A 15,241-nucleotide genomic window follows, 5' to 3' on the forward strand; every position below is an offset into this window, starting at 1 on the left:
TCTTGCCGACCGAAACTAGACCAGCACGGCGATCGTCACGTTGACCAGGGTGAGGGCTCCCGCCACCCAGAACAATACCGGCGGCACAGCGCCGTCACGCTTCTGTCGTGCAGCGCCGATTCCGAGGACGGCACCTATGGCCAACAGTACGACCAGCTTGATGCCTATCTTCATGTAGTTCAGTTCGCCGTCTCCGAGCCCCCAGGGGGCGGCCAGGGCAAGACCTGTCACCAGCGCAGCCGCGAGTCCCCAGTGCATTGCTCGAGTAATGCGGACTCTGCGTGCAATGGCCTCCACCAACCAGGCGCCGAAAAGCAGCGCAAAGCTGATGAGGTGGAGCACAATGACGATGTCGCGCACGATCTCCATGGGATAGTCAGTCCTGTCAGTAGGCAGTTGTCGTCGTCGGTGAGATGTCAACGGTAGTCAGCCGGTCACCCGCCAGAGCCTAACACTCATGGAGTCGGTTACCGTCATTCACGACGGTCGGCATCATGCGGTCGGAATCGACGGTCGTGACGATCCCAGCTCCAGTCGTGGCCAGCCGGCTTCCTCACCGAGGTCCCGCAACATTTGCCGGTCGTGGGTGGCCACCACCACCGCCGCCTGCGTGGACGTCAAGGCCTCGGTCATCGCGTCGACCAACGGGGCAGACAGGTGGTTCGTCGGCTCGTCGAGGACCAACAGGTCCGGACGGCCCGCCAGCACCAGCGCCAGGTGCAGGCGGCGTTGCTGCCCCTGCGACATCCGGGACACCGGGGTGGACCGTGCCTCACGGTCGAGCAGGCCAAGGGACGACAGACCCGGCGCGCTGACACCGTTGCTCTCCCCCAGTGCCAGCACGTGCCGGTCGTAGACCTCCGCAGCGACCAGGTCGGGGTTGTCCCACTGCGGTTCATGCTGGGTCAGCACGCCGATCCGGACGTGCTCGCCGACGGCTCCGTTGCCCGCAGCGATCTCGCCGATCAGCGTCGACTTCCCCGAACCATTGGGCCCGGTGAGCAGCAGGCGGTCACCGCCGGAGATCGACAAGGTCACCGGAGCGTCCAACCGTCCCGGCACGGTGAGGTTCTCGCAGCGGAACAGGGAGCGTCCGGACTCCACCGTGACGTCCGGCCACCGCAACTCCAGTGGCGGCTCGGGCACGTCGACGGCGTGGGCGTCCAACGCCTCCTGTCGGCGGTGCAGGGTCTGCACCACCCCGTCCACACGGGTCGCCCGACCGTGCTTGGGCGCGCCCTTACCGGGACGCCAACCGGTGACCTCGCGGCCACGGGCATCCTCCACCGCCGCGGACAACCGACGGTGTTCGGCCTGCTGGGCGCTGTACTCCTGCTCCCAGCGCGCCCGGTCGGCACGGCGGGCGTCGGCCCAGTCGTCGTAGGTGCCGATGAAGGTCCGCGGCGTCCCGTCGGACGTCGGGTCGAGGTCGAGGTAGGTCGCGTTACCGTCGGCGGACAGGTCGCGCAGCAACGCCCGGTCGTGGGTGACCACGGCGACACCGCCGGGGTAGTCCAGGACCGCGCGGGTGAGGAACGTCAGGGCGGTGGCGTCGAGGTGGTTCGTCGGTTCGTCGAGCAGCAGGGTGCCCGCGCCGGATGCCAACGCGCAGGCCAGCCGGACGCGGTATCGCTGTCCGTGCGAGAGGGTGAGCAGTTCACGCTCGCGGTCGGTGCAGGCGCCGAGGCCCTCCAGCGCGACATCGACGCGGCGGTGGGCGTCCCAGGCGTCCAACAGGGTCGCCCGATCAAGGGCCTCCTCGTAAGCATCGCCAAGATCACCGCTGGTCAGAGCGTCGTCCAGATCGGCCAGTGCCTTATCGGACGCCGCGGTGGCCTCAGCGACGAGATCGCCGACGGTCTGGCCCGGCGAATCGTCCATTCCCTGGTGGACCAGGGTGAGACTGCCGGCGCGGTCGACCGTGCCGGAGTCCGGGACGAGCTCACCGGCCAGGACGCGCAGCACGGTGGACTTGCCGGCACCGTTCTCGCCGACGACGAGGACGCGTCGTCCGGCGGCGACGGTGACGGTCACACCGGTCAGGACGGTGCGTCCGCCGATGGTGACGTGGACGTCCGAGGTACGGACGTGGGAACTATCGGTAGGGGTGTGTGTACGAACACGGGACATAGGTGGTCTCCAGAAATTTTCCGGAGCCGGGCAGCCGTGGGCTTTGTCGTGAAAGCACGCAGGAATCCGCCGCCCGGCTCCACAGTGGGTGTGCTGTGTATGCCGGGAGGACGGCGGGAGACGTCAGCGGCGCGGCGGCCGGTAGCTCAGTGGCTGGTAGCTCAGCGACGCGGTGACGTGTCGAGGGGATCTCTCCGCCGTCAGCGGCGGGTCCGGAGCCTCATGGATGCAATGCCCGAATTGGTGCCTTTGTACATGCTCCTCACGGTATCAGGAAAAAACTCGGGTGGTACAGGGGCAGTCGATATACTCCAGGGGTCTCTGCTCCTGCCCCCAGCCTGACCTCGCTCTCTCCCGTCCACCCCGACCACCCCGACCAAGGAAGGCAGCCCCGTCTTGGGACGCCACCACGCACCCTCCCCCGGCCGACAGAAGCCCGACACCGGCGCCGCCAGTGCACAGCTGGACGCCGCGGCAGCCCACGGACACAGTCACGGCCACGGCCACGGCTCCGTCGACCACCGCCCGCTGCGCGAACGCATCCAACCGCGCAACCTCGATCCACGCCAGGTGACCTGGACCCTGCCCCGGGCGATCCTGTTCATCGCCCTGGTCGTCGGCTTCCTCGCCACCACCGTCGCCGTCGTCGTGCAGTGGCCGCGCGGCGAGGTCGTCAGCGACGACAGCTTCCACCAGACCTCGAACCTGTCGCAGGAGGTCTCCCACGGCACTGTCCTGATGGAGACCACCGGATCGTGCAACTCCCCGCACATCGGACGCTCCTTCGACACCTCCCCTCCCGCCGAGCATCCCAGCACCCAGCCCGCCCCCGGCTCCGACAACGGCTCCACATCCTGCCCGCAGGTCATCGCGGAGATCACCTCGGGTCCGGAGGAGGGAAAACGCACCCTGCTCGCCGTCACCGACGCCCCGGGCTCACCCGAGCTGCCCGTCGACAAGGACATCCTGCTGACCACCGGTTCCGCCGAGGACGGCGGCTACACCTACACCTTCCAGGACTACGAGCGCTCCACCCAGGTGTGGCTGTGGCTGGCGATCACCCTGATCGCCATCGTGGCCGTCGGCGCGTGGCGTGGTGTGCGTGCCATCGTCGGCCTGGTGATCACCCTCGGGGTGTTCGGCGTATTCCTGCTGCCCGCCCTGGCCCGCGGCGGCGATCCGGTCCTGCTGGCCGTCACGGCCTGTTCGGCAGTGCTGTACCTGGTGCTGTTCCTGGTGCACGGGATGAACTGGAAGACCGCCTCAGCGCTGGGCGGCACCCTGGCCGCACTCTCGGTCGGCACCGCGCTGGCATGGCTGGCGATCGACACCAATGAGCTCCGTGGCCTGGCCGACGAGAACAACATGCAGATCATGCTGTATCTGCCGGGACTGTCGATCAGCGGACTACTGTTGGCCGGGTTCATCATCGGTACCCTCGGCGTGCTCAACGATGTGACGGTGGCGCAGGCGTCCACCATCTCCGAGCTGCGCGAGGCGGTACCCGGGGCGTCCAACCTGAAACTGTTCACCACAGCGATGCGGGTGGGACGCGACCACCTGGCATCCACGGTCTACACGCTGGTGCTGTCCTACGCCGGTGCCGCCCTACCACTGCTGGTGCTGCTGAGTGTGTCCGGGCGCGAGTTCGGCATGATCTTCACCTCGGACATCATGGCCACCGAGCTCCTGCGTTCGGCGACCGGTTCACTGGCCCTGGTCGCCGCGGTGCCGCTGACTACCGCGATCGCCGCGGTGACGACCTCAGCGGTGTGGCGGAGCAAGCAGACGGTGTAGCGGGAGCGAGAGGAGCAGCGCTGGCGGCGGCACTGACGGCGCTGGCGTGCAGGACACGGGAAAGCCGCCGTCACCGAAGCAGTCAGCTGCGTTCAGTACGGCGGCCTGTGACCAACCTGACCAGCGTTCCGTCCCGCGAACCTGGACCCACCGGTGTTGGCGGGTACCGCTGGCGTCCGGTTCTCTACCTCGGGGCGGGACACTCATCACGGTTGTCCCTTCACCTGATCCCCCAAATCCTTATTGGGAGTCATTGTCATTATGGCACGGTCGCAGTCCGTGGGCAACCCCGGGAAAGATGCCGGGCGTGACGAGCGCAGCGCAACCACCCCCATATGAGGGCGATGTCGAATTGGAGATCATTGCCGACCAAGACTCCGACCGCACCGTCACAAGGCATGTCGGCCATTACCGCCAATGAGTTTCATTCCCCTCGTGCGCTGCAGAAACGAGGTTATTGAAAACCTATTGAAAATGCGTGGTGTTTCCCCCGGAACTACCACGACCCCTCACATCGAAGAGGACCCGCATGAGCCACCAGCCCCACGACGACCACGACCACCAGCACGGCCCGGGCTGCGGTCACGTCGCCGTCCCCCACGGCGACCACGTCGACTACATCCACGACGGCCACCGCCACGCCGCTCACGACGGACACTGGGACGAGCACTGATCGGCTGACACCCGCCGCCACCGATATGCCCCCTTTCTGTTGAAAAGCTTTTTCATTAGCTTGGGGGCATGACACTTTACGACACCATCATCATCGGCGGCGGTGTCGCCGGGCTCGAGGCCGCACAGATGCTCGGACGGGCCCGCCGCACTGTCCTGGTCATCGACGCGGAGACGCCCCGCAACCGCACCGCACCCCATATGCACGGCGTTCTCGGACATGACGGGACTCCTCCCCTGGACCTCCTCTCACGCGGCCGCGAGGAGGTGGAGCACTACGGGGTCACCGTCACCACCGGCACCGTGGACACCGTGGACACCGTGGACACCGTGGACACCGTGGACACCGTGGACACCGTGGACACCGTGGACAGCATCGACCAGGCCGCAGAGACCGCCACTCTCAAGGTCACCTGTACTGACGGCACCGAGCTGCTCACCCGGTCCGTCCTGGTCACCAGCGGTATCGAGGATGAACTCCCGGAGATCCCGGGACTGGCGGAGCACTGGGGGACCTCCGTGTTCCAGTGCCCCTACTGCCACGGATGGGAGGTCCGGGACTCCCGCATCGGTGTGCTGGCGACCTCCCCGATGTCCTTCCACCATGCAATGCTCGTACGCCAGTGGACCGACTCGCTCACCGTCTTCACCACCGATGCCTCACTGATCGACGAGCTCGACGATGACACCCGGGCACGATTCACCGCCCGCGGCGTCACCCTGGTCTCCTCCACTGTCACCGAGGCGCTCACCGAATCCGGTGCCACAGAGTCAGCCTTCCGTGGCCTGCGCACGCAAGACGGCGAGACCCATGAGTTGGACGCCCTGGCCCTGTCACCGACCCCGCGCCCACGCGACAGGTTCCTCGCCGGGCTGAACCTCGACCGGTACGAGGCCCCGGGAGTCGGATCCTTCCTGCAGACCGACGACGCCGGGCGTACCAGCCATCCCCACATCTGGGCCGCGGGTAACGTCATCGATCCCCGTCTCAATGTTCCCGCCGCCGTCGGACAGGCGTCCATGACCGCCGGTTTCGTCAACTTCGCCCTCGTCCAGGAGGACGCCGAGCAGGCGCTGCGCGACTAGTGGTCGCCGTGGTCGCCGTGGTCGCCGTGGTCAGCGTCATCCCCGCCGTTGTCGTCCGCATAGTCCTCGTGCGCGGACTGCTGCACCCGCACCGGGATGTCCTCGAGCTGGTAGGTCGAGCCGTCCTCCGCGGTGAGGGTGAGGGTCAGCACGTCACCGGCCTCGATGTCGTCGGAGTTCTCCATGATCATGATGTGGTGCCCGCCCGGCTCCATCATCACGCTGTCGTTCGCCGGCACGACCAGGCCGTCATCGGTCTGTCGCATCATCCCGTCGACCACCTCGTGGTACTCGTAGACCCCCTCCAGGTCACCCTCGACCCGGGTGAGGTGGATGTCCTCGTCGGTGGTGTTGGTCAGCTCACCGAAGACCGCGGTCATCATCGTGTCGGCGTCCTTCGCACCCACGTACCCCTCGGAGAAGGTCAGGTCCGCGTCCGAGGCGTCTGAGGCTCCGGCGTCAGCCCCGGCAGTCGCGGTGCTGTCGGCGTTGCCTGCGCTGTCGGCGTCCGTGTCATCGTCGCTGCAGGCCGCCATACCCAGGCAGAGCGACGCTGCGGCAAGGGCCGCCGGCAGCCGGCGAGACAGGCGTGCGGATCGAGTAGAACGCGCAGAACGTGCAGTCTGGGACAGGAACAAGGTCTTCTCCTGGAATCGTCTCGTGGAGCGGTTGTCTCGGGCGAGGGTGCGAGGCATTCACCACCACTCACCACTGCTTTACTAGTCGGACACCAGGGTGCCACGGTTCCCCGCACCCACGGAATCACCCCCGTCAGAGGCTGCCGGGAACCCGACCACAGCCGCCGACCAGTACTGCGTGACGACAACGACCGAGCGCCCCTCACCGCCGTCCGGGGCCAGAACTGCCAGTGACCAATCCCTCCCCCGCCTACTGAAGCGCCTGCACTTCTTCGCCGGGGTGCTGTGCGCGCCGCTGATCCTCGTCGCCGCGGTCACCGGCTTCCTCTACGCCGTCTCCCCCACCGTGGAGCGGATCGTCCACCATGACCTGCTCACCGCCACCGTGCAGGACGCACCGACCGCCCCGGTCAGCGACCAGGTCACCGCCGCGCGCGCCGAGTTCCCTGACCTACCGCTGGCCGGGGTGCGCCTCGGGGAGGACGACGAGACCACCCGCGTCCTGCTCGACGATGCCGATCTACCGGAGTCCACCACCCGGGCGGTGTTCGTCGACCCGTATTCCGGGGAGGTCGTCGGCGACTCCACCCAGTACGGCAGCTCCGGGGCCCTCCCGCTGCGCCACTGGTTGTCCCAGGGCCACCGGATGCTGTGGCTCGGCGAACCGGGGCGGATCTACTCCGAACTGGCCGCCAGTTGGTTGGGGGTGCTGGCTGTCGGCGGACTGGTGATGTGGTGACAGCGCCACCGGAAACACCCGGAGCGCATGCTGCGCACCGGTGGCCGGGGACGCACCCGCACGATGCGGCGGCACGGGGCGACGGGAACGGTCGTGGCCGTGGGCCTGGTCTACCTCACCGTCACCGGGTTGACCTGGTCTTCGGTGGCGGGGGCGAACATCGGTCAGATGCGCTCGGCGTTGAGTTGGCAGGAGCCTGCGGTGTCGACCTCGATCCCCGGGGTTGCCGGGGCGTCCGGCACCAGTGGGGACGCCGGGGCGGCGGAAGAACATGCCGGACACGAGGGACACGAGGGGGCACAGTGGCCACGGCGGGGCCGGAGCGTCCAGCGGGTCCGGCGGTTTCGTCCGGGGCCTGAACCCCGGCTCGGTCGACCGGGTCGCCGCCACCGCCGTCGAGGAACTGCGCGCCCCGGTCACGCTCACCCCGCCCGCGTCCGACGGTGAGGCCTGGACGGTGAAGGAGAACCGTGCGGCATACCGGTTGACCAACGACGCCATCTCGGTGGACTGGGCGACCGGGCAGGTCACCGACCGGGTCGACTTCCGGGACTGGCCGGTGGCCGCACAGCTGTCGGCCTGGCTGATCCAGTTGCACATGGGCACCCTGTTCGGGCTGCCGAACCAGCTGGTGCTCGCCGCGCTGGCGGCAGCGATCGTGGTGATGGTGGTGTGGGGTTACACGATGTGGTTCCGACGTCGCGGCCGGAACCAGGTGCTCGCATCCGCGCCACCACGGGCGTCGGCCCCCGGCAGTTCCTGGAACGCCGGGACCGTGACCCTGGCCGTCGCCCTGGTGGCCTACGCCGCGGTGGCACCGCTGTTCGGCGTCACCTGCCTAGCGTTCGTGGTGCTCAGCGCGCTGTGGTCACGGTTCAGCCGGTCACGCCGGTGAGCTCATTGGGCACCTCGTCCAGCTCGACACTGCCCACGACCTCGCCGGTGGACAGGTCCACGGCGTGGATCTCGTTGGTCTCTGGCTCGGTGACATAGGCCCGGTCACCCTGGACGAACAGTGTGGGGCTGGGCTCCTGCCACTCCACCGGCTCCTCCCACGGGTCGATGACCTCCCAGGAGTCGGTGACATCCCCGGACTCCGGGTCAATCACGTGCAGCTTGCCGTCGGTTCCCAGCACCAGGGCCTCACCGTCCGGGCCGCGTCCCAATGACCGGAAGGAGTAGGACGCGTCCAGGTCCACCAGCTGGAGCTCACCGGTGGCCGTGTTGGTCAGGCTGACCCGTTCCGGACGCTCGATCTCATCGTCGTCGAGGTCCTCCTCGACCTTGTAGTCGCCGAGCACCACCGGGGAGACCTCCGAGCCGGCCTGGTTGCCGATTCGCCCGTAGGAGTCCGGGGCGTCGACCTTGGTGAACTCACCGTCGTCGAAGATCAGGATGCCGTCCTCGCAGCCGAAGACCAGGACATCATCGGCGGCCGCGGCCTCACCGTGGACACCGGGGCAGTCGCTGGAGGAGGCGATCTCCTCCCCGTCCGCGTCGACGGCGGTGACGGTGTCGCGGTACTCCTCGGTGCCCTCGGTGTGGACGAAGGTGCCGTCCGAGAGTTCCACGGCCACACCGTGGTGCGGTTCGGTCTCGTCCACGGTGGCCTCCGGGGCGGGGTCGTCCCCGGAGAGCGCCAGGAAATCATCGGTGGAGAAGCGCTGCATCGTGCCGTCGCCGTCACCGAACAGGACGAGGTTGCCGTCGTGGCTCACCGCGTGACCGGGGGTGTCCGCACTGAAGACGGTGTCGGTGAATACCGGGTCACCTGCGTAGCTGTGGCCGTGGTCGCCGTGATCCTCGGTCCATACCCCGGCGTCGATGAGCTGGAAACCTTCACCGGTGGACAGCAGTGCATGGCGCCCGTCGCCGACCTGGTTGAGGCGGTTGAAACCGTCGATCTTCTCGTCCGAGACCACCTCGAGGGTCTCGGCGTCGAGGACGTAGAACCCACCGTCGTAGGTGGTCAGCAGACGCGGCTCCGGAGCGTCCACCTCCTCGCCGACGGCGGCCTCACTGGAGCCGCTGGCATCGCTGTCATCGTCCCCGTCCGTGGAGCAGCCGGCGAGCACGAGGACCGCGGACAAGCTGGCTGCGACGGCGGCGGTGGCGCTGCGCCGGAGTCGTCGGGAGGGTCGGACGCCACGGTTTCTCAGGGACGTGGTGGGCAGGTGGGACATGGTATTCTCCTTGATCTGTGAATGATCGGTCAGTGTGAAATCTCGGGTGAAACGCCGGGTGAAACGCCGGGTGAAACCTCAGGCGAGGGCATCGGCGATGCGTTCGGTGTTGATGCGTTGCATGTCGATGTAGTTCCCCGCCTCACCGTCGGGCTCGGTGAGCGACTCGGTGAACAGCGGGACCACGTCGACGTCGATCCCGGCCTCGTCGGCAAGCACGTCCGAGAGCTTCTGCGGCTGGGACGAGTCGGCGAAGATCGCCGGGACGCCGTTGTCGCGGATCGCCGTACTGAGGTCGTTCAGGTCGGCGGCGGACGGTGCGGCGAGGGTGGTGCCGCCGGGCACGACCGTGCCGATGACCTCGTAGTCGAACCGGTCGGCGAGATAGCCGAAGACGTGGTGGTTGGTCACCAGTTTGCGACGAGGTTCCGGAACGGATTCGAGCAGGTCGGTGACTTCCGCGTCGAGATCCTCGAGGTCGCCACGGTATTCCTCGGCGGATCCGCGGATACTGTCGGCGGTGTCCGGGTCATCCCCGACCACCTCCAGCAACCGTTCCTCGACGATTCCGGCCGCGGTGACCATCCGGCCCGGATCCGTCCAGAAGTGCGGGTCCGGGTCACCGGAGTCCGCCCCGGAGGCATAGGGAAGTGCCTCGATCTCCTCGCCGACCTCGAGCACCTCCACGCCCTCGTCCTTCGCATTGTCGATGTTCGAGCCCAGACCTTCCTCCAGCCCGAGGCCGTTGGCCACGATGAGGTCTGCGGTCTGCAGGTCCCCTGCCTCCCTGGCGGAGATGCCGAAGGAGTGTGGGTCGGCATTGGGTTTCATCAGGACGCTGACCTCCGCAGCGTCCCCGACGAGGCGGGTGACCACGTCCCCGAGGATGTTGGTGGTGACGACGATATTCGGTCGTTCACCAGCGCTACCGCAGGCGACCAGCACGGATGCGACGAGTGAGGCAACGAGCGCGCCGACCGCACCGGTCGTGCGTCTGGTTCTGGTGCGCGTGGCCATCAGAGACCTCCCGTCACAGCGATCCCGGTGGGGGTGCCGCCGGTGTCGAACTGGCGGGCCTCACGCAGGTCGTCGCGAACGTCGATCTCCAGGACCGCGCCAGCGGACGGGTCGGAGACATAGCCGCGTTCACGGGTCAGTGCCACCGCCGGGGCCGGCGAGTCAGAGTCTGAGTCAGAGTCAGTGGAGACCAGCTCACGTTGGGCGGTGACCTCCCCGGTCTCCGGGTCGATGGCGTAGCCGGTGCCGTTCTCGTCGAGGGCGAGCAGGACGGAATCGTCCGGCGCCACCGCCACGGAGGTCACCGGCGCATCGGTGTCGGCGACCGTCCATTCCTCCGAGGACGGGTCGAACAGCCCCACACCCCCGTCCTCGAACGGTGCGGCGACCAGGTCGCGTCCGACCTCGAGAGTCCAGGCACGACCCTGGGCCTGCTCCGGGTAGTCGACGAGCGAGGCGTCCAGGTCCTTCTCGGTGATCAGCCCGTCCTCGCAGGCGAAGAAGGTGCCGCTGCGATTCGCCGTGGCTCCGTGAATCTCCGGGCAGGTGGTGTCACCCTGCAGACCGTCGTCGCCGGAGAGCTCCTCGCCGTCCTCGCCGAATGCGGCGATCGTGCCGGGCAGGTCGTCCGCGGAGTCACCGGGCATCGTCGTCAGGACGTAGTCGCGGGCCGGGACCGCGGCACCATGGTGGGCACCGACGGTGAAGGAGACCTCCTCGGTCAGCTCGCCGTCATCCAGTGCGCTGCGCGGGTAGACCTTCACCTCGGCATCCCCACTGTCGCCGTCACTGCCGCTGCCGCCGTCGCCGCCATCAAAGAACACCGCGCCCCGGGACTGATTGGAGATGATGTGACCTGGGGCGTCGCCGTCCACGCTGCCTACGCCGCTCGGCGCGGAGGTGTAGTAGTGGTTGTGGTCGCCGTGGTCGATCGCCCACACCCCGGTATCGACGACGCCCACGGAGGAGTCGTCCCTGGTGAACAGGTAACGTCCGTCGGCTTCGACCATGGCCCCGGCGGTCTCGGGGACATCCTCGACCTGCTCTTCGGTGAGCAGGTCGATCATCGTGGTCTCGCCGGACTCGTCGTCGGAGACTGACAGTCGCAACTGGGGTTCAGTCGCCTCGTCCGCACCGTTGACGTAGCCGTGGGGCGTGTCCCCTGACCCGGTGGCCCCGGTGCTTTCAGCGGAATCACTCTGGGTCTCGTCACCGCAGGCGGCGAGTGCAGCCACCGGGACGATCATCGTGACGGCGAACCAGCTCCGCAGTCCACGTCGCTTCGTCATTTCTCCCCTTAACGGTATTGATTGTCATTTGCAGTATGCGGAACGACTTTACACAGAAGCGACTTCGCCGCCAATACGACCAGGAAGATCACCCCACCCAGCAGCGTGATCGTCGCCCCCGCCGCCGTCTCCGCATACCAGCTGACCAGCAGCCCCACATAGACCTGGGCCACCCCCATCAGTGCAGCAACCACCATGACCCGCCCCACCCCGCGCACAACCAGCAGCGCCGTCGCCGGAGGCCCGATGAGCAACCCGAAGACCAGCAGCGTCCCGACCACCTGGAAGGACGCCACGGTCGCCAACGCCACCAGCACCAGCATCCCCATGTGCGCCCACCGGGGCCGCAAGCCCAGGGTGTGCGCCTTGCGCTCATCGAAGGTCAGCGCCAGAAACGGCCGGTACAGCACCAGGCACGCGAGCACGCCGAGTGCTGCGGCCACCCCGATGGTCACGACGTCCGACGAGGTCACCCCCAGCACATCACCGAAGAGGAAGGCGGTGAGGTCGACCGCGAAGGAGCCGGAATGCGACACGATCACCACACCCAGCGACAGCATGGTGATGAACTGCAGGCCGATGCTCACGTCCTGCGACAGGCGGGACGACCTGCTGACCACCACCACCCCGAAAGACATCACCAATGCACTGACCGCCGCGCCGAGCATCAGGTTCCCGCCCAGCAGTGCCGCGACAGCCACTCCAGGCAACATGCCGTGACTCATCGCATCCCCGAAGAACGCCAGGCCACGCAACACGACCCAGGTGCCGATGCAGGCACAGAGCACCGCGGCCAACCCGCCGGCGATCAGCGCACGCAGAACAAAGGACACCTCGAAGGGCTCAATGAGAAACTCCATCTGATAATGATTATCATTACTATGAACTACATGCGTGAACCGGTACACCTGACCGACGTTTCCCACCACTACGGGAACATCCAGTCCCTCGACCACATCACCCTGTCTCTGCCACCTGCCAGCACCACCGCCCTGACCGGCGGAAACGGCTCAGGAAAATCGACCGTCCTCGGCCTCCTCGCCGGCACACTGCGCCCCTCCGCGGGCACCGTGAGCAACACCCCCGTCAACGTCGGCCTGGTGCCACAGCACTCCGCAGTGCCCGACCTTTTCCCGGTCACCGTGCGAAGTGTCGTCTCCATGGGCAGATGGAGGACAGGCCGCTGGCGGCTGATGCGCCCCCTGTCCCCGCGTGACCGGGCGATCGTCGAGAAGTCTCTGGAACGGATGAACATCATCGACCTCGCCGACCGCACCCTCGGGGACCTCTCCGGCGGGCAACGCCAACGCACGCTGATCGCCCAGGGGCTCGCCCAGGAGGCGCCGCTGCTTCTACTCGACGAACCCCTCTCCGCCGTGGACTCGCACACCGTCACGCTCATCGACCGTGCCGTGCACGAGGAGAAGGTCGCCGGGACGTCGGTCGTCATCGCCACGCACCACCGGTCCCAGGCCGAGAGTGCCGACCAGATCATCAACCTCGACCGCGGAAGGATCGCCGCATGACCCCGGTAACCATCCTGTCCGGATTCCTCGGATCCGGAAAGACCACCCTGCTCAACGACATCCTGTCGAATCGGGACGGTAGGCGCATCGCCGTCATCGTCAACGATTTCTCCGAAATCAACATCGATGCAGCACTCATCGCCGGCGAGGGAAATCTCACCCGTGGTGAGGACCGTTTTGTGGAACTGACCAACGGCTGCATCTGCTGCACCTTGCGGCAGGACCTCGTAGACTCCGTCGGAAGTCTGGCGCGGAGCGATCTCTACGGTCACATTCTGATCGAGTCCACCGGCATCTCCGAACCAATGCCCGTGGCCGCGACATTCGAGTGGCGGTGGGACGACGACACCCGACTCGCCGACCTCGCGCCGATCGACACCATGGTCACCCTGGTCGACGCCGTGCAGTTCCTCGACCAGATCGGCGCCCGCCGCCGTCTCGCCGACGCCGACCGTGGCGCCACCATGGACGACGAACGCACCGTGGCTGATCTGCTTGTCGACCAGGTGGAGTTCGCCGACCGGATCTACGTCACCAAGACCGATCTGGTCACAGCCGACCGGCTCGCCACAACCATCAGTCTGGTCAAACGGTTGAATCCGCGGGCATCGGTCGACATCATGGTCAATGGACGGGCGCATGGCAGAAGCGTGATCGAGGACATTCTGGGCGCGCGCCTGTTCAGCGAAGCGACCGCCCGATCCTACGAGGGGTACACCGAGGAACTGGCCAATCCTCACACGCCAGAGACCGAGGAGTACGGGATCAGCTCGGTGCTCTTCCGCGGGGCACGGCCACTGCACCGTGGCCGTCTCCTCGAGGCACTCCGGTCCACACGGGGCCTCGTCCGGTCCAAGGGGTACTGCTGGATCGCCGACAGACTGGAGTATGCCCAGGTGTGGCACCAGGCTGGACCGGATCTGTCCATCCGACCCGCCTCGACCTGGCAGGCCACCGGACTGGAACCTGGAAACGAGATCGTCCTCATCGGGGTGAAGATGGACGGACCGACACTACTGGCGAAGCTCGACGACGCCATGATCACAGACGCCGAGGCCCATGGTCTGGTGCAGTAGGTACCCCTCAGAACACCGCGTCGGCGATACGACGACGTGCGCGCGCAACCGCCGGAGCGTCCTGCTCCAGCAGGTTGATGAACTCCAGTATGCGCTGGCGCACCAGCTCGAGTTGCGATGCCCGGTCCAGGTCGCGATCTGACGCAACCAGGTGCCCCAGGTACCCGGACAACAGGTCGACCGCCTCCCCGGGCCTGTCGAACAGCACCAGCACATCGGCCCCGCGAAGCAAGGTGTCAAGATCGACATCGGGCGCCGAACGCACGTCGACAAGTGCAGCCGTCACAGCAGCACGGTCGAGATGACCGACCCGTTCCAACACACCGACGGCGGCACGGGCGCGACGAAGCGTCGCCAGTGTCATCGGGTCCGGTTGTTCGGCGAGCATCTCGTCGTACAGCGCCAGGGCGGCAGCGGGTTCTCCCTCACCCACCAGAACTGCAGCGCCCCGAATCCGAGGATCGTCAGGCGGCACCGGACCCATGCACGCGTCACGGGCTTCGCTCATGCCACCGTCACCGACGACCACGTCCTCCGGTAGACCATCGAGGCACCCCTCGACAGTGGAGACGACCTGCTCGACGAAGTCGCCACAGGCAACACCGTCGCCTCCTGCGCTGCCCGTGGCATCCGCCGGTGTCCATGTCGCCACACCCGCGCCTCCGGCGATGACCGTCACCGTCGGAAGACTTTCGGGGCGGAACGCACCGACCAGTCGTGGGTGGCGGTCCACATCCCCGACAGCGAGGATCCACCGCAGGTTCGCGGCAGTGGCAAGCGTGGCGAGTTCACGCCTCACCGCGGACATCCCCGGGGCGACTGGCGAACCGATGAGCACCACCACCGGTACCTGCTGCGAACGGTCGATGACCCCGGCCTGCAGATTCAGTGGTGTGAGAGTGAACACGGGCTCAACTGTGCTGGTCGGCCCGACCATCGACGTTGTGTCGCCAGCCCACCCTTCGGCCTTCCCTGGGGCGCCTACGTCAGCACCGTGGTGTTCTCGTGCATGTCCCGGGTCACGTATCCCTGCGACGACAAGGTCGCGGTCGAGATCCGGCGTGCAGGAATCATGATCATGACTGTGC

The 15,241-nt window shown here is 67.1% G+C and carries 13 protein-coding genes and 1 pseudogene; 6 read left to right on the forward strand and 8 right to left on the reverse strand.

The genetic code is table 11. From position 1 onward, the window contains the following. Nucleotides 1-15: 15 nt before the first annotated feature. Nucleotides 16-369: a Fe-S protein gene (locus tag ACTXPP_RS03475; protein ID WP_301495227.1), complete on the reverse strand. Its 354-nt coding sequence runs from the start codon at nt 367-369 to the stop codon at nt 16-18. Between the two features lie 123 nt (nt 370-492). Continuing rightward, nucleotides 493-2,130 carry an ATP-binding cassette domain-containing protein gene (locus ACTXPP_RS03480; RefSeq protein ID WP_443340910.1) on the reverse strand — a complete coding sequence of 546 codons (1,638 nt, stop codon included), beginning with the start codon at nt 2,128-2,130 and terminating at the stop codon, nt 493-495. Between the two features lie 396 nt (nt 2,131-2,526). On the opposite strand from ACTXPP_RS03480, the gene ACTXPP_RS03485 reads away from it, so the two are divergent. The 3 genes from ACTXPP_RS03485 to ACTXPP_RS03495 all read left to right on the forward strand — a co-directional run bounded on the left by ACTXPP_RS03485 (nt 2,527) and on the right by ACTXPP_RS03495 (nt 5,685). After that, nucleotides 2,527-3,927 (forward strand): YibE/F family protein, encoded by a 1,401-nt coding sequence (locus ACTXPP_RS03485; RefSeq protein ID WP_443340911.1) that lies wholly within the window; start codon nt 2,527-2,529, stop codon nt 3,925-3,927. A gap of 529 nt (nt 3,928-4,456) precedes the next feature. Continuing rightward, the gene (locus ACTXPP_RS03490; RefSeq protein WP_301497162.1) at nt 4,457-4,600 is read left to right on the forward strand and encodes a hypothetical protein; all 144 of its coding nucleotides are present in this window, start codon (nt 4,457-4,459) and stop codon (nt 4,598-4,600) included. Nucleotides 4,601-4,668: 68 nt separating this feature from the next. Next, complete coding sequence (locus ACTXPP_RS03495; RefSeq protein WP_443340913.1) at nt 4,669-5,685, forward strand: NAD(P)/FAD-dependent oxidoreductase; 1,017 nt, start codon at nt 4,669-4,671, stop codon at nt 5,683-5,685. On the opposite strand, the gene ACTXPP_RS03500 is transcribed toward ACTXPP_RS03495, so the two are convergent. Beyond that, nucleotides 5,682-6,221 (reverse strand): copper chaperone PCu(A)C, encoded by a 540-nt coding sequence (locus ACTXPP_RS03500; protein ID WP_443340915.1) that lies wholly within the window; start codon nt 6,219-6,221, stop codon nt 5,682-5,684. The genes ACTXPP_RS03495 and ACTXPP_RS03500 overlap by 4 nt on opposite strands. A gap of 280 nt (nt 6,222-6,501) precedes the next feature. On the opposite strand from ACTXPP_RS03500, the pseudogene ACTXPP_RS03505 reads away from it, so the two are divergent. Next, nucleotides 6,502-7,957 (forward strand): annotated as a pseudogene (locus tag ACTXPP_RS03505) (PepSY-associated TM helix domain-containing protein). Here ACTXPP_RS03505 and aztD read toward each other — a convergent pair. The 4 genes from aztD to aztB form a co-directional block, all read right to left on the reverse strand. Beyond that, entirely contained in the window at nt 7,938-9,245 is a 1,308-nt protein-coding gene (gene aztD / locus ACTXPP_RS03510; protein WP_301497152.1) for a zinc metallochaperone AztD, read from the reverse strand. The pseudogene ACTXPP_RS03505 and the gene aztD overlap by 20 nt on opposite strands. 78 nt (nt 9,246-9,323) lie before the next feature. Further along, nucleotides 9,324-10,262, reverse strand: a complete 939-nt coding sequence (locus tag ACTXPP_RS03515; protein WP_301497151.1) for a metal ABC transporter substrate-binding protein — start codon at nt 10,260-10,262, stop codon at nt 9,324-9,326. Beyond that, nucleotides 10,262-11,551, reverse strand: coding sequence for a hypothetical protein (locus tag ACTXPP_RS03520; RefSeq protein ID WP_443340916.1), 1,290 nt, complete (start codon nt 11,549-11,551; stop codon nt 10,262-10,264). Before ACTXPP_RS03520 ends, ACTXPP_RS03515 begins: the two co-directional genes overlap by 1 nt. Nucleotides 11,552-11,559: 8 nt before the next feature. Then, nucleotides 11,560-12,411, reverse strand: a complete 852-nt coding sequence (aztB, locus tag ACTXPP_RS03525) for a zinc ABC transporter permease AztB (RefSeq protein ID WP_301525428.1) — start codon at nt 12,409-12,411, stop codon at nt 11,560-11,562. A 30-nt stretch (nt 12,412-12,441) separates the two neighbouring features. Between aztB and ACTXPP_RS03530 the strand changes: the two genes are divergently transcribed. Both ACTXPP_RS03530 and ACTXPP_RS03535 read left to right on the forward strand, forming a co-directional pair. Beyond that, on the forward strand, nt 12,442-13,077 hold the full coding sequence (locus tag ACTXPP_RS03530; RefSeq protein WP_301496570.1) for a metal ABC transporter ATP-binding protein: 636 nt from the start codon (nt 12,442-12,444) through the stop codon (nt 13,075-13,077). Then, nucleotides 13,074-14,153, forward strand: coding sequence for a GTP-binding protein (locus tag ACTXPP_RS03535; protein ID WP_301496568.1), 1,080 nt, complete (start codon nt 13,074-13,076; stop codon nt 14,151-14,153). Before ACTXPP_RS03530 ends, ACTXPP_RS03535 begins: the two co-directional genes overlap by 4 nt. A gap of 7 nt (nt 14,154-14,160) precedes the next feature. Here the strand turns inward: ACTXPP_RS03535 and ACTXPP_RS03540 are convergent, their stop codons facing one another. Next, nucleotides 14,161-15,060, reverse strand: a complete 900-nt coding sequence (locus tag ACTXPP_RS03540; RefSeq protein ID WP_301496566.1) for a thioredoxin domain-containing protein — start codon at nt 15,058-15,060, stop codon at nt 14,161-14,163. Between the last annotated feature and the right edge of the window lie 181 nt (nt 15,061-15,241).

The sequence above is a fragment of the Candidatus Corynebacterium faecigallinarum genome (genome assembly GCF_052264515.1).
GTDB classification, from domain to species: domain Bacteria; phylum Actinomycetota; class Actinomycetes; order Mycobacteriales; family Mycobacteriaceae; genus Corynebacterium; species Corynebacterium faecigallinarum.